Source organism: Komagataeibacter sp. NFXK3 (assembly GCF_054182245.1).
On record NZ_JAPIVJ010000005.1, the window covers coordinates 203,676 to 226,083 of the forward strand.

The 22,408-nt window shown below is 60.8% G+C and carries 19 protein-coding genes; 6 read left to right on the forward strand and 13 right to left on the reverse strand.

Annotated elements, in window-relative coordinates:
- The first annotated feature begins 6 nt into the window (after positions 1 to 6).
- From OQZ28_RS07805 to OQZ28_RS07820, 4 genes are read left to right on the forward strand one after another with little or no spacing between them, the layout of a single operon-like run.
- On the forward strand, positions 7 to 927 hold the full coding sequence (locus tag OQZ28_RS07805; protein ID WP_458135717.1) for a carbohydrate ABC transporter permease: 921 nt from the start codon (positions 7 to 9) through the stop codon (positions 925 to 927).
- Between the two features lies 1 nt (position 928).
- Positions 929 to 1,756 (forward strand): carbohydrate ABC transporter permease, encoded by an 828-nt coding sequence (locus OQZ28_RS07810; RefSeq protein ID WP_458135718.1) that lies wholly within the window; start codon positions 929 to 931, stop codon positions 1,754 to 1,756.
- A gap of 42 nt (positions 1,757 to 1,798) precedes the next feature.
- Positions 1,799 to 2,908: an ABC transporter ATP-binding protein gene (locus OQZ28_RS07815; RefSeq protein WP_458135719.1), complete on the forward strand. Its 1,110-nt coding sequence runs from the start codon at positions 1,799 to 1,801 to the stop codon at positions 2,906 to 2,908.
- Positions 2,909 to 2,938: 30 nt separating this feature from the next.
- Positions 2,939 to 3,712 (forward strand): SDR family NAD(P)-dependent oxidoreductase, encoded by a 774-nt coding sequence (locus tag OQZ28_RS07820; RefSeq protein WP_458135720.1) that lies wholly within the window; start codon positions 2,939 to 2,941, stop codon positions 3,710 to 3,712.
- A 94-nt stretch (positions 3,713 to 3,806) separates the two neighbouring features.
- Here the strand turns inward: OQZ28_RS07820 and rpiA are convergent, their stop codons facing one another.
- From rpiA to OQZ28_RS07860, 8 genes are all read right to left on the reverse strand, one after another.
- On the reverse strand, positions 3,807 to 4,511 hold the full coding sequence (rpiA, locus tag OQZ28_RS07825) for a ribose-5-phosphate isomerase RpiA (protein WP_130732539.1): 705 nt from the start codon (positions 4,509 to 4,511) through the stop codon (positions 3,807 to 3,809).
- Between the two features lie 26 nt (positions 4,512 to 4,537).
- Positions 4,538 to 5,287 (reverse strand): 6-phosphogluconolactonase, encoded by a 750-nt coding sequence (gene pgl, locus OQZ28_RS07830; RefSeq protein WP_458135761.1) that lies wholly within the window; start codon positions 5,285 to 5,287, stop codon positions 4,538 to 4,540.
- Positions 5,280 to 6,089 (reverse strand): Cof-type HAD-IIB family hydrolase, encoded by an 810-nt coding sequence (locus tag OQZ28_RS07835; protein WP_458135721.1) that lies wholly within the window; start codon positions 6,087 to 6,089, stop codon positions 5,280 to 5,282. The genes pgl and OQZ28_RS07835 overlap by 8 nt, the downstream gene beginning before the upstream one ends.
- 57 nt (positions 6,090 to 6,146) lie before the next feature.
- Positions 6,147 to 7,679, reverse strand: coding sequence for a glucose-6-phosphate dehydrogenase (gene zwf / locus OQZ28_RS07840; RefSeq protein WP_130731903.1), 1,533 nt, complete (start codon positions 7,677 to 7,679; stop codon positions 6,147 to 6,149).
- A gap of 106 nt (positions 7,680 to 7,785) precedes the next feature.
- A complete protein-coding gene (gene gnd / locus OQZ28_RS07845) occupies positions 7,786 to 8,787 on the reverse strand; it encodes a phosphogluconate dehydrogenase (NAD(+)-dependent, decarboxylating) (RefSeq protein WP_458135722.1) in 1,002 nt (333 codons plus the stop codon).
- A gap of 116 nt (positions 8,788 to 8,903) precedes the next feature.
- Positions 8,904 to 11,768, reverse strand: a complete 2,865-nt coding sequence (locus OQZ28_RS07850; protein WP_458135723.1) for a bifunctional transaldolase/phosoglucose isomerase — start codon at positions 11,766 to 11,768, stop codon at positions 8,904 to 8,906.
- An 86-nt stretch (positions 11,769 to 11,854) separates the two neighbouring features.
- Entirely contained in the window at positions 11,855 to 13,975 is a 2,121-nt protein-coding gene (gene tkt / locus OQZ28_RS07855) for a transketolase (protein WP_458135724.1), read from the reverse strand.
- 825 nt (positions 13,976 to 14,800) lie between these two features.
- Entirely contained in the window at positions 14,801 to 15,631 is an 831-nt protein-coding gene (locus OQZ28_RS07860) for an IS5-like element IS1032 family transposase (protein WP_035366909.1), read from the reverse strand.
- A 274-nt stretch (positions 15,632 to 15,905) separates the two neighbouring features.
- Between OQZ28_RS07860 and OQZ28_RS07865 the strand changes: the two genes are divergently transcribed.
- On the forward strand, positions 15,906 to 17,387 hold the full coding sequence (locus OQZ28_RS07865) for a sugar porter family MFS transporter (RefSeq protein ID WP_458135725.1): 1,482 nt from the start codon (positions 15,906 to 15,908) through the stop codon (positions 17,385 to 17,387).
- An 82-nt stretch (positions 17,388 to 17,469) separates the two neighbouring features.
- On the opposite strand, the gene OQZ28_RS07870 is transcribed toward OQZ28_RS07865, so the two are convergent.
- Entirely contained in the window at positions 17,470 to 18,366 is an 897-nt protein-coding gene (locus OQZ28_RS07870) for a fructose bisphosphate aldolase (RefSeq protein ID WP_458135726.1), read from the reverse strand.
- Between the two features lie 257 nt (positions 18,367 to 18,623).
- On the opposite strand from OQZ28_RS07870, the gene OQZ28_RS07875 reads away from it, so the two are divergent.
- Positions 18,624 to 19,601 carry an alpha/beta hydrolase gene (locus tag OQZ28_RS07875; RefSeq protein WP_458135727.1) on the forward strand — a complete coding sequence of 326 codons (978 nt, stop codon included), beginning with the start codon at positions 18,624 to 18,626 and terminating at the stop codon, positions 19,599 to 19,601.
- Here the strand turns inward: OQZ28_RS07875 and fdhD are convergent.
- The 4 genes from fdhD to moaA are packed head-to-tail and all read right to left on the reverse strand — an operon-like array spanning position 19,593 to position 22,407.
- Entirely contained in the window at positions 19,593 to 20,456 is an 864-nt protein-coding gene (fdhD, locus tag OQZ28_RS07880) for a formate dehydrogenase accessory sulfurtransferase FdhD (RefSeq protein WP_458135728.1), read from the reverse strand. The genes OQZ28_RS07875 and fdhD overlap by 9 nt on opposite strands.
- 40 nt (positions 20,457 to 20,496) lie before the next feature.
- Positions 20,497 to 20,622, reverse strand: coding sequence for a hypothetical protein (locus tag OQZ28_RS07885; protein WP_458135729.1), 126 nt, complete (start codon positions 20,620 to 20,622; stop codon positions 20,497 to 20,499).
- 42 nt (positions 20,623 to 20,664) lie between these two features.
- Positions 20,665 to 21,294, reverse strand: coding sequence for an NTP transferase domain-containing protein (locus OQZ28_RS07890; RefSeq protein WP_458135730.1), 630 nt, complete (start codon positions 21,292 to 21,294; stop codon positions 20,665 to 20,667).
- Between the two features lie 45 nt (positions 21,295 to 21,339).
- On the reverse strand, positions 21,340 to 22,407 hold the full coding sequence (gene moaA, locus OQZ28_RS07895) for a GTP 3',8-cyclase MoaA (RefSeq protein WP_458135731.1): 1,068 nt from the start codon (positions 22,405 to 22,407) through the stop codon (positions 21,340 to 21,342).
- Between the last annotated feature and the right edge of the window lies 1 nt (position 22,408).

Sequence of the window (22,408 nt, forward strand, 5' to 3'; positions counted from 1 at the left end):
GTGAAGATGGACAAAGTGGCAGGACATCCCTCCGTCATGGCCAGCCCCGCTGGCAGCGCGGCCCGCAGCCGGGGCCTGCAGGGCTTCGTGCTGCAATCCCCCGCAATCATGCTGCTGCTGGCATGGTCAGTAGTGCCGCTGCTCATGACGCTGTGGTATTCCGTGCGCAATTACAACCTGGTGGATCCGACCCAACAGGGTTTTGCAGGCATCAGCAATTACTGGTACCTGCTGACCGATCCGGATTTCATGACATCGCTGGAGAACACGGCCATCCTGGTTGGCGGCGTGCTGGCCATATCGGTGGGGCTGGGGACATTGCTGGCGGTCCTGTATAACGAGGAGTTCGCAGGGCGCGGCATTGCTCGCATCCTGGTCATCTCGCCATTCTTCATCATGCCCACGGTTGCCGCCCTGCTGTGGAAGAACCTTATGCTGCACCCGATCTATGGCGTGTATTCCGCCGTGATGCGGGCCGTGGGCCTGACACCGGTCGACTGGCTGTCACGCTACCCGCTGGCAACGCTGGTGATGATCGTGGCATGGGAATGGCTGCCCTTTGCGGTCCTGATCCTGCTGACCGCCATCCAGTCGCTTGATACGGAACAGAAGGAAGCCGCGCGCATGGATGGCGCGGGCATGGTGGCGCAGTTCATCAACATCACCCTGCCCCACCTGTCGCGTGCGATTACTGTCGTGATCATGATCGAGACCATTTTCCTGCTGACCATATTTGCCGAAATCTCGGTCACGACGGCGGGTGGGCCGGGTGTCGCCTCCACCAACCTGGCGTTTCTCATCTATTCACGCGCCCTGCTGCAGTTTGATGTGGGCGGGGCCTCGGCCGGTGGCGTCGTGGCCATTGTCGTCGCGAATATCGTGGCCGCCTTCCTGCTGCGCGCCGTGGCCCGCAATCTGGAGACCTGACATGGCAAGAACCAGCACGCGCCTGCGCCATGCCACGATCACCCTTCTGGCCTGGAGCATAGCATTATGGATGTTCTTCCCCATCCTGTGGATGTTCCTGACGGGCTTCAAGAGCGAGCCTGACGCCATATCCACACCGCCGCATTTCTTCTTCAACCCCACGCTTTCAAGTTATCAGGATGTATTCGCGCGGGAGAACTACTGGCATTTCGCTGCCAACAGCGTCGTGATTTCGCTCATGGCAACCGTGGTGGCCCTGCTTGTGTCCATTCCCGCCGCCTATGCCATGGCGTTCCTGCCGGGGCCGCGCACACGCATGACCCTGTTATGGATGCTGTCCACCCGCATGCTGCCTTCGGTCGGGGTGCTGGTGCCGATCTACCTGCTGGCCCGCGCCACCGGCCTGCTGGACAGCCGGACAGGGCTGGTCGTGATATACATGCTGACCAACCTGCCTATTACGGTATGGATGCTTTATACTTTCTTCAGGGAAGTGCCGGTCCCCATACTGGAGGCCGGGCGCATGGACGGGGCGACACGCTGGCAGGAAGTAACACAGGTGCTCATGCCGCTGGCGCTGCCGGGCATTGCTTCGACCGGACTGCTTTCCCTGATCCTGTGCTGGAATGAAACATTCTGGTCACTGAACCTCACCTCATCCGTTGCAGCGCCGCTGACAACATTCATTGCATCCTTCTCCTCACCCGAGGGGCTGTTTTTCGCCAAGCTGTCAGCCGCCTCCACGCTGGCGGTGGCCCCCATCATGGTCTTTGGCTGGGCCAGCCAGAAGCAGCTTGTGCGTGGCCTGACATTCGGGGCGGTGAAATAGAACCGGGGCGAGCAGCCCGCGCGGTAGCAACAGGAACATACCATGGCGACAGTAGAACTGCGTAACCTGCGCAAGACCTACCTGCATGAGGAAATCATCAAGGGTGTCTCGCTTGCCATTGCCGAGCGGGAATTCGTTGTCTTTGTCGGTCCTTCAGGGTGTGGCAAATCCACCCTGCTGCGCATGATCGCGGGGCTGGAGGACATAAGCGCTGGCGACCTGCTGATTGACGGGCAGCGGGTGAACGACACCGAACCCGCACGGCGCGGGCTGGCGATGGTCTTCCAGTCCTATGCGCTGTATCCGCACATGAATGTCTACCGCAACATGGAGTTCTCGCTGCGGCTTGCCGGCATGCCTGAAGCCGAGCGGCGGCAGCGTATCGGTGATGTGGCGCGCATCCTCCAGCTTGAGCCCTATCTGGATCACAGGCCGGGCCAGCTTTCGGGTGGCCAGCGGCAGCGCGTGGCGATCGGGCGCGCGATCGTGCGTAACCCCAGGGTCTTTTTGTTCGATGAACCGCTCTCCAATCTCGATGCCGCACTGCGTGGGCAGATGCGCGTGGAACTGGCCAGCCTGCACCGGCGGCTTGGCGCAACGACCATCTATGTAACGCATGACCAGGTGGAAGCCATGACCATGGCCGACAGGATCGTGGTCCTCAACAAGGGTGTGGTGGAGCAGATCGGCACCCCGCTGGAACTCTATCACCGGCCAGGCAACCTGTTTGTCGCACGTTTCATGGGCTCCCCTCCCATGAACCTGCTGCCCGCCACCATCAGCGCCCCTGCCCCTGAGGGGAGCGTGCAGGTACGCACGGGAACGTTCAGCGTGTCCATCCCCACGCAGCAGGCCGGGCTGGAGGCCGGTGCGCCTGCCACGCTGGGCATCCGGCCCGAACATATCCGTATTGACCCGCAAGGGGCGGTGCACGGCATGGTCGAGGTCAGCGAGCGGCTGGGGGCAATCACGCTTTTGCATGTGCGCCTGCCTGATGGACAGATGATTGTCGTGCAGACGGGCGGGGACAATATCGATTGTGCCGATACGCCCATAAGCATGACGTTTGAGGAAGAACACTGCCATCTGTTTGATGCAGGCGGTATGGCGCTGGCACGCAGCACGGAGCATCCGCTGCTTGCTGGCGCATGAAAACGGCTTTCCTGTTCAGGATATAGGCATATGTATACGGAAAAACTCCGTCTTGACGGACGTGTCGCGGTTGTTACCGGCGGTGCGCAGAATATTGGTCTGGCCTGCGTTACGGCGCTGGCAGAATTCGGCGCCCGCGTCATTATTGCAGATCGTGATACGGAACTTGCGGCACGTGCCGTGGCCGAACTGGCCGGGCATGGGCTCAATGTATCGGCCATGGCGCTTGACGTGACCGATACGGCACAGGTGGATGCCTGCGCCGCGCGCATCGGGTCCGGGGAAGGCCGTGTCGATATCCTGGTCTGCAGTGCCGGAATCTGCATTTCCGAAGTCCGGGCCGAAAACATGACGGATGCCCAGTGGCTGAAGCAGGTTGATATCAACCTTAACGGAATTTTCCGCTGCTGCCGGGCATTCGGCCGCATCATGCTCGAGCAGGGGCATGGCACGATCGTGAATATCGGATCCATGTCGGGCCAGATCGTCAACCGCCCGCAGGAACAGGCGGCCTATAACGCATCAAAGGCAGGCGTGCACCAGTATACACGCTCACTGGCGGCAGAATGGGCCACGCGTGGGATAAGGGTAAACGCGGTGGCCCCCACCTATATCGAGACGACCCTGACCCGCTTTGGCATGGAAAATCCGCGCCTGTATGCCGCATGGCTGGATGGCACGCCCATGCACCGCGTAGGCCAGCCAGACGAGGTTGCCTCGGTCGTGCAGTTTCTGGCATCGGACGCAGCCAGCCTGATGACCGGGGCAATCGTCAATGTCGATGCCGGATTTACCGTATGGTAAATTACCAGTGGTTTTCTGGGTAATGTCTGGCCCGTGCCTCTGCGGGCCAGTGGGCGCGTGTCCGAAAACACGCGCCAGGCACAGGGGCGGGCGGCTACCCGGCCATGAGGTGCTTCAGGCCGTCCCGGCCCGCCACGATCACCTCCGACGTGCGGCCAATGAACAGGCCACTTTCGATTACACCCACAATGGCGCGGATTTTTCGCGCCAGCGCCACGGAATCAGCGATTTCCCCGAAATTGCAATCCAGAATGAGATTTCCGCCATCGGTATTGAAGGGCGTGCCGTGCCGGTCCAGCCGCAGGGTGGGGCGTGCGCCCAGCGCCTGCAGCCGGGATGCCGTCAGTTCCCAGCCGAATGTCGTGACTTCCACCGGCACGGGCATGTGGTGGCCCAGCCGTGGCACCAGCTTGCTTTCATCCACCACCACCACGAAGCGGCGTGAGGCGGCGGCCACGATCTTTTCACGAAACAGCGCCCCGCCCCGTCCTTTTATCAGGTTGAGCGTGCCCATCTCCACTTCATCCGCCCCATCAATATCAAGATCGATCTGCGGGTGGGTGGCGAATGTCACCAGGTTTATTCCGTGCGAACGCGCCTGCTCGGCCGAATGCTCGGAGGTGGGAATGGCGGCAAAACGCAGCCCTTCCGCCCAGCGGCGACCGAGTTCATCAATCATGTAGGCTGACGTGGTGCCCGAGCCGAGGCCGACCACCATCCCTTCCCTGACCATGGATGCGGCTTCGATCGCGGCAAGGCGTTTCTGTTCCTCATGCGGGTCGCCTGTCTGGGCTGTCATGTCCGGGCTCCTGCTATCCACCGCGCTCATTGCCCCGCCGCCGCCTTGTCCATAAGCCAGATGAGTTCACCCTCGGTGGTGATATGGCTGGCAGGCTCCGCCGGGTCGCCCGCGCGCACCTTTGCAAAGGCTTCGCGCTTGCCCGCACCTGCCAGCATGAACACCACATGGCGGCTGGAATGGATGGCGGGATAGGTGAGCGTAAGGCGCGTATGCGGCGCATCATCGGGCACGCAGGTCGAGACCCAGAGCTTTTTCTCCTCCAGCACCGGCTGGCGCGGAAAGAGCGATGCGGTATGCCCGTTATCGCCCAGGCCCAGCATCACCACATCGAAGAGCGGGCGGCCGGGTTCCAGCACCTTTGCGCCATAAACCGCCTCGAGCTCCGCCTGGTATTTTGCCGCCGCCTGCACCGGGTCGCCCGATGTGGGCATGGGATGCACGTTGGCAGGTGGCACCTTGACGTGCGCCAGCATCTCGGTCTCGACCATGTTGTAGTTGCTGGCCGCATCGCTCTCGGGCACGAAGCGTTCATCGCCGAAGAAGAACTCCGTGTTCGCCCACGGGAAGCGGTCGCGGTATTCAGCAGAGGCCAGGATCTGGTACAGCCGCCTGGGCGTGGACCCGCCCGATAGCGCGATCACGAACGGGCCCCCCTTTTTCGCCAGCGCCTGTTCCGTCAGCCATTTCGCCATGTGCTGCGCAATGGCCTCGGCATCGGGCAGGATCACCATCGCGCCCGTTTTCACATCATGTCCACCGGTCATGTCACGCATCTCCCAGCACGAATTTCTCGATTCCATTGGCGAATCCTTCCTCCTCGCACGAGGTGGAGACATGGGTCGCCTGCTTCTGCACCTCCGGGCTTGCCTGCCCCATGGCGATAGACATGCCGCTCTTGCGGAACATCAGCACGTCATTGGGCTGGTCGCCCAGGGTCACCATCTGGCTGGCGGGAATGCCCAGCAGGCGCTCGAGCGTCATCACCACGCCACCCTTGTTGGCGTCCTTGTTGGTCACGTCCACGTAGTAGGGCTGCGACAGGGCGGCGGAGGCGGTATCGCCCAGCGCCTGCTGCAGGTCATGCTCGAGGCGCTTCATCAGTTCAAGGTCATCGCTGACCCCGGTGATCTTGACCACCTGGTCCAGCTTTGCCTCGACATCGCCCACCACGGGCGGGAACTTCACGGTCCACTGCTCGCGCGCCACATGCGGGGCCTCGAGTTTCGAGACGATCCAGTCATTGCCATTATACATCCACGGGTCGGCCCTGTGGTCGCGGATGATGCCGATCACCTTGCGCGCGGTGTCGGCAGGCAGGGTGCGGGCCTCGATGACGGTAAAATCGGGCCTGACCATCATGCCGCCATTGAAGCCCGCGATCGGCTCGGAAATTTTCAGCGGGTCGATCACCATCTTCATGCCCTTGGGCGGGCGGCCGCTGGTTATGGTGAAAAGGATGCCCCGCTCACGCAGGCGCTCGACCGCGCGGATGGCGCGTGGGGTCAGGATCTTGTCCTTCGTGACCAGTGTGCCATCCACATCGGCCAGTACAAGGCGTATTTCGGGATCAGACACGGAAGTGTCCTCCTGTCAGTATCATGTCAGTCAGGTTGAGGCGCGCATCATGTCCCGTCAGGACCCGATTTTCAGCCAGTGCCGGTGGTCGCGGGCCAGCAGGTCATCGGCGGCCTTCGGCCCCTCGCTGCCGGCGGCGTAGAAATCCAGTCCCGCAGGGGCGTGCATCCAGTCCAGAACGGGCTGGACCACGCGCCATCCGGCCTCGATATTGTCCGCGCGCTGGAACAGGGTCGCATCCCCTATCATGCAGTCATACAGCAGGGTTTCGTAGCCGGTGCTTGGCCCTTCGTGGAACCATTCGGAATAGTCGAACTTCATGCGCACCCCACCCAGATGCACCGTGGGGCCGGGAATCTTGGCGGAAAACTGCAACGTCACCCCTTCGGTCGGCTGGATATGCAAAAGCATGATATTGGGGGTCAGCTTGTCCACCGGTGTGTCGCGAAACAGGGCATAGGGTGCCGACTTGAAATGCACCGCGATTTCCGTCTTGCGCGCGGCCAGGCGCTTGCCGGTGCGCACATAGAACGGCACCCCCGCCCAGCGCCAGTTATCGATCATGAGTTTCATCGCCACATAGGTTTCGGTATGGGAATGCGGGTCCACGCCGGGTTCATCACGATAGCCCGCAACGGGCTGCCCCTTGATGCTGCCCGCCGCGTACTGGCCGCGCACCACGTCATGATGCTGCACGGTATGGATGGCCTTGAGCACCTTGGTCTTTTCATCACGCACCGCATCGGCATCGAACGAAATGGGCGCTTCCATCGCCGTCATGGCCAGCAACTGCATGACATGGTTGGGCACCATGTCGCGTACGGCGCCCGTGCTTTCATAAAACCGGGCGCGCCGTTCCACGCCCACCGTCTCGGCTGCCGTGATCTGCACATGGTCGATATTGTCGCGGTTCCACAAAGGCTCGAAAAAACCGTTGGAGAAGCGCAGGGCAAGGATGTTCTGCACCGTTTCCTTGCCCAGATAATGGTCGATCCGGTAAATCTGGCTTTCGTCAAGCGTGCGCAGCAGCCGCCCGTTCAGCGCAATGGCGGAAGCAAGATCACTGCCGAAGGGCTTTTCGATAATGACCCGGCGAAAGGTCTTCCCGCTTTCCTTCGCAAGGCCCGACACGCCAAGCTGGTCCACGATCGTGCCAAAGAAACGGGCGGCCACCGCGAGGTAGAAAATACAGTTCTGGTTACCGGTTTTTTGGGCAAGGGCATCGTATGTTGCCGTATCTTCAAACGAGCCGCGCACGTAGTCGATGCTGGAGGACAGGCGCTTCCATACATCATCATGCAGGCTGACGGCAGAGGTTCCACGACTGGTTACGAAATTTTCCAGGGAATCATGAAAGCTCTGGCGCAGGTCGGCTGCCGAGACATCGGCCCGGTCCACCACAATGATGGAGAAATGGCTGTCCAGCAGTCCTGCGCTGGCCAGGTTGTAGAGTGCCGGGACAAGAAGACGGTGCGTCAGGTCCCCGCCCCCGCCGAATATGACAAATACCCCCGGTGGCCCGCGACGCGGCACGTTTTCATGCTGCGTGTCGTCAATCTGCGAGGACGCGGATGCGACAATGCTCTCCATCTTGCTTCTCCCTGAACTCTTTAGCGTTAAAACCCGACGGGCCGCCCGTGGTCGTTATGGTGCCTGCGTGGTCTGGCCTGCCGGGTGGGTTATCAGGCGCGCGCCATCAGTTGTTCGTACCTTCGATATGGCCACCAAAGCCGAAACGCATGGCAGACAGCATCTTCTCGGCAAAGTTGTTGCCCGTGCGCGAACGGAAACGCGTGAACAGGGCTTCCGTCATCACCGGAACGGGCACGGCTTCTTCAATCGCGGCCTCGATGGTCCAGCGGCCTTCACCGGAATCCGCCACGTCGCCCTTGTAATTGGACAGGTCCGGGTTGCCCGCCAGCGCGCGCGCCGAAAGGTCGAGCAGCCAGGACGAAACCACGCTGCCACGCCGCCACACTTCGGCAATATCGGCCATGTTCAGCTCGAAGCGCTGGTTTTCAGGCAGGTCGGTGGAATTCTTGGACTTCATGACATGAAAGCCCTCGGCAAAGGCCTGCATGATGCCGTATTCAATGCCGTTATGGACCATTTTGACAAAATGGCCCGAACCCGCAGGCCCGCAATGCAGGTAGCCCTGTTCGGCGCGCGGGTCGAAACCGGGTTTGTCACGGTTCGGCGTGCGGGGGATATCGCCAAGCCCGGGTGCAAGGGCCGACAGGATGGGGTCGATATGGTCGGTGGCATCCTTCGTGCCGCCGTACATCATGCAGTAGCCACGTTCCAGACCCCACACACCGCCCGATGTGCCGACATCAATGTAGTGAACGCCCTTTTTCGTCAGTTCGGCGGCCCGGCGGATATCGTCCTTGTAGAAGGAGTTGCCTCCGTCGATCAGGATATCACCCTTGCCCAGCAGGCCGCCAAGTTCCTTGACTGCTGCCTCGGTAACCTCGCCTGCAGGCAGCATGAGCCAGATGATCCGCCGCTCGGCGGTCAGCTTCGTCACCATGTCCTTCAACCCGGATGAGGAGACGGTCTTTCCAGCCTCGGCCCGTTCCGCCACCTTGGACATTACGGCGGGCGTGCGGTCATAAAGCACCACATCGTGCCCGTGACGTGTCAGGCGGATGGCGATGTTGCCGCCCATCTTGCCCAGACCCACTATACCAATCTGCATGATTTTTACTGCTCCCGTGGCAGGGACGTGCCCTGCTCTTCAGCCCCCATTCGGACTGGTGAAAAAAGAGGCCCCGCCATGTCCACCGGTCATGACGGGGCGGTTTCGCCGCGCGATCAGACGGCGGACTTGATGGCCTGCGCCAGTTTTTCGAGGCCGGATTTCAGGTCGCCGTGGATATGCACGCGCAGGGCGCGACGGCCGCGTTCGCCCAGCACTTCCAGGTCCCCACGCGCCTGGGCTTCCTTCACGATGCTGAAGCTGTATTTCTCACCGGGAACCGGCAGGTTGACATCGTCATCACACGTGATCTGCACGAATACGCCCGTGTTGGGCCCACCTTTGTAGGCCTGTCCGGTGGAATGCTGGAAACGCGGGCCGAATTCCGCAGCCGTGGCCAGTTTCAACCCATCACGCACCGACAGCCGCACCTGCTGGAGCCATTCGCGCGTGGCGGTGTCGCGGTCGATATAGGCCAGCAGGGCGACATAATCGCCTGCCCTGCCCCGGGCGAAATGGGCCTTCAGGATAGCTTCCGCCGTGCCGCCCTTCAGGGCCGCAGCGTTTTGGGGGTCGGCATAGAAGGCGAACGGGCCATCCTTGGCGAACGGCTCGTAAGGCGGGAGCTTGCCAGTCTCGTTATAGGCAGTGGTGATCTTCTTGGTCTCGATCTTCGAGGCCTCGACATCGGGCTGGTTGAAGGCATTGATGCCGATGATCGAACCGGCGACGGCGGTGGCGAATTCCCAGCGGAAGAATTCCTGGGCAATCTGGTAGCGGTCATGCAGTTCGATGGTGACGACCGGCTCCCCCGCCGCGATCAGCTTCTTGAACGCCGCATCCTGTTTCTCACACGGTTTTTCGCCCAGGCGCAGGTAGATGAACACGCGGTCCTTGCCATAAACGGAGGCGGGGCCGGCGGTTTCCCCATCAATGGGGATCAGGCCGCGGCCGTCCTTGCCCGTTGATTCCGCCAGCAGCTGTTCCAGCCAGGCGCCCATGTCATATATGGCAGGCGATGCCAGCAGCGTGACCTTGTCCCGGCCAAACGAGCGGGCTGCCACGCCGAGCACCGCGCCAAGCACCACGCCGGGATTCTGCGCGGGCGGGACGGAGGCCGCGCAGGATTTTTCACCCCGCAGGGCGGAATCCAGCAGCCGCTTCAGCGGCAGGCCCGCGATGGCTGCGGGCACCATGCCGAAATCGGACAGCACGGAATACCGGCCACCGATCTGTTTGTTACCGTAGAAGATTTTCCAGAACTTATCCTTCTTCGCCACGTCTTCCATGTGCGAGCCGGGGTCGGTCACGGTGATGAAGTGCGACCCGGCCTTGTCACCGAGCACCTTTCTGGCCTGATCAAAGAAATAGGCCTTGAGGATGTTGGGTTCCAGCGTGCCGCCGGATTTGGACGAGACGATGAACAGCGTCTTGCTGATGTCGATCCTGTCCTGAAAATCCCGGATCTGCTGCGGGTCGGTGCTGTCGAGCACATACAGGCGGGGGAAGCCTTCATGTTTGCCGAACGTGACTGACAGCACTTCCGGCCCAAGGCTCGATCCCCCCATGCCCAGCAGCAGCGCGTCACGGAAGCCGCGCGCCTTCACCTCGGCCTGGAATTCCTCGAACTTCGCCAGATCCAGCAACTGGTCATCGACAATGCTGAGCCATTTCAGCCAGCCTGCCTCGTCATGGCCGGTCCACAGCGTGGCGTCCTTTGACCACAGGCGGCGGACGTTACCCTGCGTGCGCCATGTTTCCAGTTCGGCCCTGACCGCCGTATCAAGGTCGGCAGGCAGGTTGAGCGTGGTGGTGGTCAGCCTGTGGCCAAGGAACGCCGCCTGCTTGGCGGCAATCGCGCCAAGCAGGGCGTCGAATGCTTCCTCGAAGCCGCGCACCCCTTCATCCACAAGGGTCCGGGTCACGCCATCCAGATCAAGGCCAAGGCGCCGGGCTTCGCCGATCACCGCATGCGCGCCCGCCACGTCCTGTGTCAGGGTCGGGGCGACCCTGCCGTGATCGCGGAAATCATCAAAGGTGGCGGGAGGGATGGTGTTGACGGTTTCCGGGCCGATCAGGCCGTCCACATACAGCACGTCGCTGAACGTCTTGTCCTTCGTGCTGGTGCTGGCCCACAACAGGCGCTGGGGCATGGCGCCTGCCTGCGCCAGTTTCTGCCAGCGCGGGCTTTTCACCACGCCCTGCCAGTATTCATAGGCCAGCTTGGCGTTGGCAATGGCCACCTTGCCGCGCAGGGCCTTCAGGGCGGCGGCGTCCCTGTCACCTGCCGCCACACGATCATCAATTTCCTTATCAATTTTGACGTCAATGCGGCTGACGAAGAAGGAAGCGACGCTTGCGATCCCCTTCACGCTTTCGCCACGGCTCAGGCGGTCCTCCAGCCCGGCGATATGGGCTTCCACTACCTTCTTGTACGCATTGAGCGAGAACAGCAGCGTGACATTGACATTGATCCCGGCGGCGATGGCGGCCTGTACCGCGGGCGCGCCTTCATCCGTGCCGGGTATCTTGATCATGAGGTTGGGTGCCCCCACCGCAAGCCACAGCCGCCGTGCTTCGGCAAGCGTGGCATCGGTATCACGCGCCAGATAGGGCGAGACCTCAAGGCTGACATAGCCATCCACCTTCGCGGTCTGTTCATAGACCGGGTGCAGCACCTTTGCCGCCGCACGGATGTCATGGATCGCCAGTGTTTCATACAGCGTCCCGGCATCCACGATCTGATGGGCAAGGATCTGGCGGATCTGCGGATCGTAATCGGTGCCGTGGCCCATGGCTTTCTGGAAGATGGACGGGTTGGAGGTGACCCCTTTCAGCCCGTCTTCCTCCACCAGCTTTTTCAGCCTGCCGCTTTCCGTATAGGAGCGCTGGATGAAGTCCAGCCACGGGGACTGGCCAAGGCGGGCCATCTGCTTCAGCGGGTTGGCGGCGTCACTGGTGCCGGCGTCATACGCGGTCATGGTATGTTTCCTTCATGTGTTGCTGGCAGCCACCCGGCGCGTGGCGCGTGGTGGCTGTGCTGTCGCAATTATGGTTGGGCGGGCGGTCAGCGCCGGGCGGCAAGCTGCTGGCGGGCTTCGGTCAGGACGGCGTCCACCGTGAACCCGAATTTGACCTCCAGTTCACCCGCCGGGGCGGACGCGCCAAAGCCATGCATGACGATGGTCGCCCCCTGCAGGCCGACATAGCGTTCCCACCCAAGGCGGGCGGCCTGTTCCACTGCCACGCGGGCAGTCACATCGGGGGGCAGGACGCTGTCGCGGTAGGACCGGGGCTGGGCCTCGAACAGATCCCATGAAGGCATGGAGACGATGCGGACCTTGACCCCTTCGGCCTTGAGCTGTTCGAAAGCCTTCACGATCAGCCCGACCTCGCTACCCGTTGCCATGAGGATGACATCAGGCGTGTCGGGGCTGCTGTCGGCCAGCACGTAGGCCCCCTTTGCCAGGCCGGTGGCCGGGGCATAGGTCTTGCGGCAGAGGGTGGGCAGGTTCTGGCGGGTCAGCACCAGGACGGTGGGGCGATCAGCCAGCGGGACAAGGGTGCGCCAGGCCTCGGCCACCTCGTTGGCGTCCGCCGGGCGGATTAGGGTGACACCCGGCGTGGCGCGAAGCTGGGCCAGCTGTTCGACCGGCTGGTGGGTCGGGCCGTCTTCCCCCACCCCGATGGAATCATGGGTGAAGATATACAGCACCGGCAGCTTCATGAGTGCTGCAAGGCGGATGGGCGGCTTCATGTAATCGGAAAAGATGAAGAAGCCGGAGCAGTAGGGCCGCAGATAGGACAGCGCCAGCCCGTTGCAGATCGACCCCATGGCATGTTCCCGCACGCCAAAGTGCAGGTTGCGCCCGCCATAGGTTCCGCCCCATTGCGGGGGCTGGAAATCACCGGCGCCATCGAATGTCAGGTGCGTCTTGGTAGAGGGCGACAGGTCGGCTGAGCCACCGATCATCCACGGGTAGCTGGCAGCGACCTGGTTGAGCACGGTCGCGGAACTGGCGCGGGAGGCAAGACCCTTCGCATCCGCAGGGAAATTGCTGATCTGCGCATCCCAGCCTTCGGGCAGCTTTCCGGCCAGGATCAGGTCGAGTTCGGCCGCAAGGTCGGGGTGTGCCGTGCGGTAACGGGCCAGCAGGTCGTGCCATGCCTTGCTGGCGGCCGCCCCGCGTGTGGCGATGCCCTGCTGGAAGTGTTCGGGCACGCCCTCGGGCACATAGAAGCTCCTGTCTTCCGGCCAGCCGTAGAATTTCTTGGTTTCGCGTATTTCTTCCACGCCCAGGGGCGCGCCATGCGCCGCAGCCGTGCCCGCCTTGTGCGGCGAGCCCCAGCCGATGATGGAATGCACGATGATCAGCGTGGGCCGGGATGTTTCCGCCTTGGCTTCAGCCAGCAGGCGGCGGAAATCAGCTGTATCGTTCGCGTCCTTGAGTTCCAGCACATGCCAGCCATAGGCCTCGAAGCGTTTATGCACGCTTTCGGTAAAGGCGATGCGGGTATTGCCCTCGATGGAAATATGGTTGCTGTCATAGATCCATGTCAGGTTTCCCAGCTTGAGGTGGCCCGCGATGGATGCGGCCTCGCTGGATACGCCTTCCATATTGTCGCCATCACCGCAGAATGTGTAGGTGTGGTAGGTGAACAGGTCGAAGCCGGGTTTGTTGAAATACGCGGCCAGCCATTTCTGGGCGATGGCCATGCCCACAGAGTTGCCACATCCCTGCCCCAGCGGGCCGGTCGTGGTCTCGACGCCTGCGGTATGGCCGTATTCCGGGTGGCCGGGGGTGCGGGAATTGAGCTGGCGGAACTGCTCGATATCCGCAAGGGTCAGCGAAGGCTGGTTGGCCAGAACGCGCCCGTCTTTCACATCACGGATACCGGCAAGGTAGATCAGCGAATACAGCAACATGGAGGCATGGCCGATCGACAGCACGAAGCGGTCGCGGTTGGGCCACAGGGGGTTGGCGGGATCATAGTTCAGGACCTCGCGCCATAATGCATAGGCTGGCGGGGCCAGCGCCATGGGCGTGCCCGGGTGGCCGGAATTGGCTTTCTGCACCGCATCCATGGCCAGTGTGCGGATTGTATTGATGCACAGGGTATCAATATCCACCCGTGCAGTGCCGGCCCCATCGGGTGCCCATACGGGACAGGGAAATAATGAACGCATGAAAACCGTCCTCCATTGTCACGGCCAGCCCTGTGAGTTCCGGGCGTTACATGAAACTGCATGAAGGGACGGCTTTCATCCTGTCATGCCCGCATGTCACATATCTGTGCCGGGATCCATTACCCTGCTGCCATCCATGACAGTACAGGGACTGATGCGCTGACATCTTTCCAATATAACCCGAGGTCTGGATGTAATTGATTCAGTCCTGCGGTTCATTCACATGGAACAGGCCGTCATATCCGGCGCGGCAGTTCCTGCATTGAAGTCCCAATCCTGCCCTAATGCCAGCCTCGTTCATTCACGAGTTCTTGATCCTTATTTATTCTTTCTGCGCATGGGTATATATTTTTCATATGCTGTTATGGGAATGTGACAAGATATGTCAAAGCCTGAAAATATCCTGTTTTCCGCCATTTTCAGCAGGAAACAGGGTCCGGGAACATATGGGCGCACGGGCCGTGCCAGACATCCTGAAACAGGCCCGGATATTGCTCCGGTACACAAAAATATGTGCAGGATCACATATTGAAGAAATAACAGGGAGTCAGAATCGGCTTTTTGTTAGAATTTATGGATATAACATATGTAAACATGAAACACGTTTACAGACTCGATTCAGTCCAGAAAATGGTTCTTATGCGGGTGCCGATTCTGTTACTTATATCTGAAATACGGATTGCTCATAACACGTTCCAGATACCCTTCCTTGGGGCATTTTCCTGTCCATCGCACTGAAAGTGACGGCTATCAGGCATGACGATTGGCCTTTTGTCGCCATTATCAGGATTTTCTTAGATTTATATAAAAATTTTAGAGCCTGAATCAGAAAGCGGTTTGATTGATTTTTCGCAGAACTCTGCGGATATGGGCAATCATCAACCACGCGTGGGATGACGAGATTGTTGCCTCGACATCCTTCGTGAGGCGACGGCAGCGTCCGAGCCATGCAAAGCTGCGCTCCACGATCCAGCGTTTGGGCAGGACGACGAAGCCTTCGGCCCGATCGCTACGCTTGACGATCTCGATCGTCCATCGGCCGAGTTCAGCCAGCGCACCACGCAACTTCTCGCCGGCATACCCGCCGTCACCGATCAGATGGCGAAGCCAGGGAAACAATGAGCGTATTCTGGTCGCTACCAGCGGCGCGCCATCACGATCCTGAATGTCGGCGGGATGCACGACGGCTGCCACGACATGACCCAGCGTATCGGTCGTGATATGCCGCTTGCGGCCCCTGATCTTCTTGCCCGCGTCATAACCGCGTGGACCGCCGTTTTCAGCAGTTTTAACCGACTGGCTGTCAATAATGCCTACCGAAGGCGTGGCGTCTCGCCCGTCCTGCTCACGCGACAGGATCACGAGAATATGGTTTATCGCTTCCCATCGTCCCTCGCGGATCCAACGGTAGAAATAGCCCTGCACGGTCGTGAAGGCGGGAAAATGACGAGGCAATTGTCGCCACTGGCAACCCGTAGTGACGATATAGAGGATCGCCTCCATGACCCGGCGCAAATCCGTACGTCGTGGTCTCCCCAGTCGTTTCTTCTCGGGCATCAAAGGCGCAATCAGCGCCCACTCCGCATCGCGAAGGTCGCTTGCATACTCCAGGTCGTCCCGGCGATACTGCGCGCGGGTGATTTCAGTCCAGGCCATCTTGATCTCATCAGGTTATCGCAAACCCATGAATCATAATCCACTGAAATCACTCAACTCATTTTCGGTCAGACACTTAGATATCCGGGTCACAGAAAAATGTTGGCGAGCGGGTTCATATCTGTTGTTAAGCAGGGGGCAATCCATGCATTGATACATGCATGTCAGCGTCTGTAATGACCCGGTTGTTCATGATGGCCGGGCCGGACCTTTCCCATCAATCATGTAGCGGAACAGCCGCATCCCAATAAATAACAAGAACAAGGTGTCACGCATGCCCGAAGAAGATCAGGTTCCCCGCGCCATGACACATGCCAGCCCACAGGCGCACGCCCCCTCTCCTGCCGCGCCAACGACAGGGCATGCCATTGTGGTGGGGGTGCTGGCGGCCCTTGCCGGTCTCATGTTCGGGCTGGATACCGGGGTGATCGCGGGCGCGCTGCGCTTTATCGGCACGGACTTCAATGCATCGCCACGCACGCAGGAATGGATCGTCTCCTCCATGATGGCGGCGGCGGCCGTGGGGTCGCTGATTGCGGGCACGATCTCTTTCCGCTTTGGGCGCAGGCGCGCGCTGCTGGGGTCGTCCATCCTTTTTCTGGCCGGGTCCCTGATCAGCGCGCTGGCCCCCTCCGTCACGGTGCTCATCATCGGTCGGATTTTTCTGGGCTTCGCGGTGGGGATCGCAGCCTTTACCGCGCCGCTCTACATATCGGAAGTCTCGGCAGTGGCGCAGCGCGGGTCGATGATCGCGTGTTACCAGCTGATGATGACGGGCGGCATCTTCCTGTCCTACGTGACCGATGGGGTGCTGGCGAATGGCGCGCACTGGCGGTGGATGCTGGGACTCATGACAGTGCCCGCGACCGTCTTCCTCATCGGCTGCCTGTTCCTGCCCGATAGTCCACGCTGGCTCATGATGCGGGGGGAAAAGCTGCGTGCCCGCACGGTGATGCGCTATCTGCGGCCAAGCCCGCAGCAGGCGGACCGGGAAATATCCGATATTGCCACGGAACTGACCCGGGGCCGGTCGGAGGGATTTTCGTTTTTCCGCAACAACGCCAACTTCCGCCGCTCGGTCGGGTTGGGCATCGTGTTGCAGATCATGCAGCAGCTGACCGGTATCAATGTGCTGATGTATTATGCGCCCAAAGTCTTCCAGGCCGCCGATTTTGGCGCATCCGCCGCAGGCTGGGCCACGGCGCTGATCGGCCTGATCAACCTTGTCGCCACGTGCGTCGCGATCGTGACGGTTGACCGCTGGGGCCGGCGGCCACTGCTGCTGCTCAGCTGCGCCATCATGACAGGCAGCATGCTGTTTGCAGGTGGCCTGGTTGAATATGGTGGCCATGACACGACAGCCCAGATCGCCATGGTCGGGTCGCTGCTGGTGTTCGTGCTGGGGTTCGCCATTGGCGCCGGGCCACTGGTCTGGACGTTATGCGCCGAGATCCAGCCCCTGCGCGGTCGTGACTTTGGCATTGTCTGCTCCACCTTTACCAACTGGGCAACCAACTGGGCGGTCAGCAATACATTCCTCAGCGTGCTTGATACATTGGGGGAAGCCCATACCTTCTGGCTGTTTGCTGGCATGAATGCCCTGTTTATCGCCATCACGCTGTTTTATGTGCCGGAAACAAAGGGTGTTTCGCTGGAGGACATTGAATCCCACCTGCTTGCGGGCTGGCCGCTGCGTGAGCTGGGCGCGCGTCCCATGCCGCAGGACGGAAAGGCATCGACGCGCCCATCGGCCTGAAACGGGAGGCAGGGGAACAAAAAACGGCTTCCGGAGTGAACCGGAAGCCGTTTTTTTTGCCTGAGATGGAGAAGGCCGGGTATCAGGCCTTCTGCGTCGAGGCCTTGAAGATCTGTTCGATGGATTTTGCGAGGGCGGCATCGAATTCCGCATCCGTCATGGTGTAGCGCAGGTCCTGCAGCAGCGCGCGCGAGAAACTGGCGATCATACCGTGGTTGGCTGCCAGTCGCTGGCAGGCTTCATCACGCGGATACCCGCCGGACAGTGCCACCACGCGCTGCACGCGGGGGTGCCTGATCAGGTCAAGGTAAAGATCAGCCTTTTCAGGGATCGAGACCTTGATCATCACCTGATAGTCACCCGGCAGCGCATCCAGCCCACGGTGCAGTTCATCATGCAGCAGCGTTTCTGCCCCCGCCTTGTCCGGGCTTTTGATCAGGACCTCGGGTTCCATGATGGGAACAAGACCACGTGCCGCGACCTGCTCGGCCAGGGTGAACTGCTGCTTTACGATGGCGACAATGCCCTCGCGCTCGGGCAGGCGGATGACCGAGCGGGCCTTCGTGCCGTAAATGCCCTTGCTGACCGCCTGCTCCAGCATGGCTTCAAGGGTGGGGATTGGCTTCATCACCTGCACGCCGCCTGCTTCAGGCTCCAGCCCCTTGTCCACCTTCAGGAACGGGACAACCCCCTTTTCCTTCCACAGGTAGGTGGGCACGGGCGTGTCGTTGACCAGTCCGTTCATGGTCTGCTCGAACAGGATGGCGGCGAGGATCTTCTTGCCCGTAAAGGCCGGGGCGGTCATGACCCTGACCCGCATTTCATGCATAAGCGCAAACATCTGGGCATCGGTGCTGTAGGCGCTGTCAGGTATGCCGTAATGTCGCAGCGCGCCCGGCGTGGACCCCCCGCTCTGGTCCAGGGCCGCGATGAAGCCCGCGTTTTCCGACATGTTCTTGTGCATCTGATCAACAGGCATTTTTATTTGTCCTATGCTTTGTATTTATATGTGGTCGTGGTGATGAGTGCTTACCATATATGATTCCGGCTACCCTGATTGATCAGAAGGATAAAATATAGGTGAATAAAAATAAATACAAGAAACGCATGCCGGCATGCCCGGGTCCATCAGCCTGAATTCCGTGAATAACACTTTCCGTTCAATCAGTTGGACGTGATGAGGCTTCTGGCCCGATGCCTTCTATCGTGAGGGAAAGATAATGCGGAGAAACTGTCATGCCTCACAATCCCGTCGCCCCGGAATTTCGCGCGGCCCTGAAAGTCCTGCCTTCCTTTGATGGCCTTGCGGATGAGACACTAGGCGAGACCCGCAAGGCATTCATTGCCGCCATCCGCAGCGTCAGGGTTGCCGAATATCCTGATGTCATGGTTGAGGAAGGCCACGTGCCCGGCCCCGACGGCGCGCCTGCCGTTCCGGTCGTGACCTACAGGCCCGTGGCCAGCCACCCGAATGCCCCTGCGCTGGTCTATATCCATAGTGGCGGGATCGTAAGCGGCACACCGGAGGTTGATGATGCACGCTGCCGGCAGATGGTCAGCGAACTGGGGCTGGTGATTTTCTCGGTTGATTACCGTCTGGCACCAGAAGCCCCCTACCCTGCGGCAATCGAGGACTGCTATGCCGCCCTGAAATGGGCACATGACCACGCAGCCGATCTGGGAATTGACCGAAACCGCCTGATTATTGGAGGCGATAGCGCAGGCGGCGGCCTGACAGCCTGCCTTGCCCTGCTGGCACGCGATCGGGCGGAAATCAAGATCCTGTTCCAGCTCCTGATTTATCCCATGCTGGATGACCGGACCGGCACAACACTCATGCCATCGCCCGCCCTGGGCGAATATATCTGGACGCGTTCCGCCAATCATTACGCATGGAACGCCTATCTTGGCAAAACGCCCGGGAGTGCAGGCATTTCAGAATATGCCGCGGCCTTTCGCGCAACGGACCTGACGGGACTGCCCCCTGCCTATATTGGCGTAGGCTCCCTGGACCTGTTTCTGGACGAGGATCTGGAATATGCCCGGCGCCTGATGGCTGCTGGCGTGCCGACGGAGGTCTGTGTCATTCCCGGTGCCTATCACGTCTTTGACGTGTTCATTCCCGACGCACCGATGAGCAGACAATTCAGGGACTCTTATTTCACTGCCCTGAGACGCGTTATTTCCCAAGGATTGCCTGAAAATTCAATCTGATGGGTTTTTCGGGGCGCCCGGCGTGTGGTTCAGATGCTGCATGCCTGCCCCGAAACCGACAAGGCGGTTTCCACCGCAAAACAGTGTCTGCTCATCCCGGCGTGCAATGGCGATCAGGGTCTGGTTCATCTTTTCAGCAGTAAGGAAGGCACGATATGTCGGGGCAGAAATCGCGACCACGATGGCGATGCCTGCCCGCACGGTCTTGAGCGCCATCTCGAATGAATAACGGCTTGTCAGCAGGCAGAAGCCTTCATGGAACGCTCCGGGGTGGCAGGCGCGCGCACCGATCAGCTTGTCCAGCGCATTGTGCCGGCCTACATCCTCCCTGATCATGTGAATACTGCCGTTATCATCTGCCCATGCGGCTGCATGCACCATCCGTGTCGCCGCGTTCAGCGTCTGCCACGTGCGCAGTTCATGCAATGCCTTGCGTATTGCCGTTACCGGCAGGCGCGGTCCCTCCCCCAACGGGGCGGCTGCTACAGCGTCATATTCCGGTACGGTCCCGCTGCCGCATATGCCACAACTCGAATGGCCGGTCTGCATGCGCACAGTACGGCGCATGAGCTGCGTCAGCGCGCTGCCCTTTATAAAAATATCAAGGGTCAGCCCGTCTTCTGCTGTTACGATGTTCACCGAGCGGATATCTGCAACAGAGCCTACGATCTGTTCGGTCATACAGTATCCATAGGCGAAATCCTCCAGGTCCGCAGGCGTCATCATCATCGTGCCGTATGGAAAAATTCCGTTGAACATGAGGCTGACCGGCACTTCTTCCGCCACGTTCAGGCTGAATTTCTCATCTGGACGGGACAGGGCGCTAACATCTAACGGGTAAAAAAGGGCGGACATGACGGTAGCCTCGGGCATGCAGGTGGGCACGGTTCAATGGTCAGGGTGTGTGGCACGGCACTTTCGCACTCACGGTGCCCGCGTCATGCTCGGTTTTCCAGGCCGGGATGCGGGGCTTGGTCTTATCGGTAATGTCATGGCAGGCACTGAAAGCCGTGTTCATCATGCAGCGCGGCTGCATCCTGAGGCTGGGTGAAATACTCTAACTTTATACCGAGCATTTTACTTCCTGCCCTGCACATCCAAGGCGCTTCAGTGCCCGGTCGCGTTCATCAGGTGCATTTACGTTTTCCAGCGCGCCTGCTTTCTTTACTTCAAGGAGACGGACCGTTGAACCGGTGAGCATCTGGCGCGGTCGAATTTTCTGCCTTGCTGCCTGCCTGTTCAGGGCGGCCAGCGTAGCAGGTTCCCATATCGTGCAGAGCGGCTCGGGCAGTCCGTCGCTTTCACTCACATAGGCCGTGGCAGCCAGAGCCGCATTGCGTTCCTGCACAAGGGCGGCAAGCGTTGTGTCGTCCAGCATCGGCAGGTCACAGGCAACGACGAGCCAGGCTGCTTCCGGGTAAGCTACATGAGCGGACAGCACGCCAACCATTGGCCCGCCGCCGAGCCTGTCCCTGATCTCCCGCCTGTCCATGATGCAGGGATAGGACGCCCGGAGTGGGTCAGGCTGCTGATCGGGACGGATAGAGACAAAACAACGCCCTGCATGCCGCGCCACGAGGTCAAAAGCACGGGCAAGCTGCGGGCGGCCATCATAAGGCAATGCCGCCTTGTCCTGCCCCATGCGGCGACTTTCGCCACCGGCCAGGACCAGCCCATACAGGAACGCCGTCATGGCCTGCGCCCCAGTGAATCCTGGGATGTGCACATGAAGCTCACGTCATCCCCCAATATAATGCATTTCGATTTTTTCCGGGTCGGATTTCCTGCCTGCCGAGAGCGTGCGCTCCTCGCTGTAGCGATCCGCCCGGTGGCGCCAGACCTGTGAGAGGGTTGCACGCAGCCGCTCATCACTTCCCCCATCACCGGCATTTGCACGCAGGAGCGTGCGCAGGTCCGTGCCGGTCGTTGCGAAAAGGCAGGTGTAAAGCTTGCCGTCGGAAGACAGGCGGGCACGGGAGCAGGCTCCACAAAATGGCGCACTGACGGACGAGACAAACCCGATCTCCCCTGCCCCATCGACGTAGCGGTAACGACGCGCCACCTCGCCGCGATAGCGGGGCGGCAGCGCTTCAAGGGGCCAGAGTGCGGCAATGCGGGCACGCAGTTCGCTGGAGGGCACGACATCGCCGCGCGCCCACCCGTTGCGATTGCCCACGTCCATGTATTCAATAAGCCGGACCGTTACACCGGTATTGCGAAAGCGTGCCAGAATATCCGGCACGCCCGCATCATTCACGCCACGCTGGACCACGGTGTTGATCTTGACGCCGCCTTCAAAGCCTGCGGCACATGCGGCATCGACGCCCTCCAGCACGGCAGGGAGGTCACCCCTGCCGCCGCTCATATGGGCGAATACGACCGGGTCCAGACTGTCAAGGCTGACCGTCACGCGCCGCAGCCCCGCCTGACGCAAGGCTGGCGCGAAGCGCGGCAGCAGCACGCCATTTGTTGTCAGCGCCACATCGTCAATGCCCGGCAGGGCGCTCAGGCGGCGGACCAGGTCAGGAAGGCCCGGCCGCAGGAGGGGTTCCCCGCCGGTCAGCCGTATTTTGGTCACACCCAGTTCGGCGGCCATGCGCGCGACCCGTTCGATCTCGTCAAAATCCAGCCGTTCCTTCGGCCCCAGGAACCGGAAGCCTTCGTGGTAGGTGGCTTCGGGCATGCAGTAGGGGCACCGGAAGTTGCAGCGGTCCATGACCGAAATGCGCAGGTCGCGCAGCGGGCGGCCAAGCTGGTCGACAGGCGGCACGGCACGGGCCGCGCGGCTGTTCTGATCGTTCTCCATG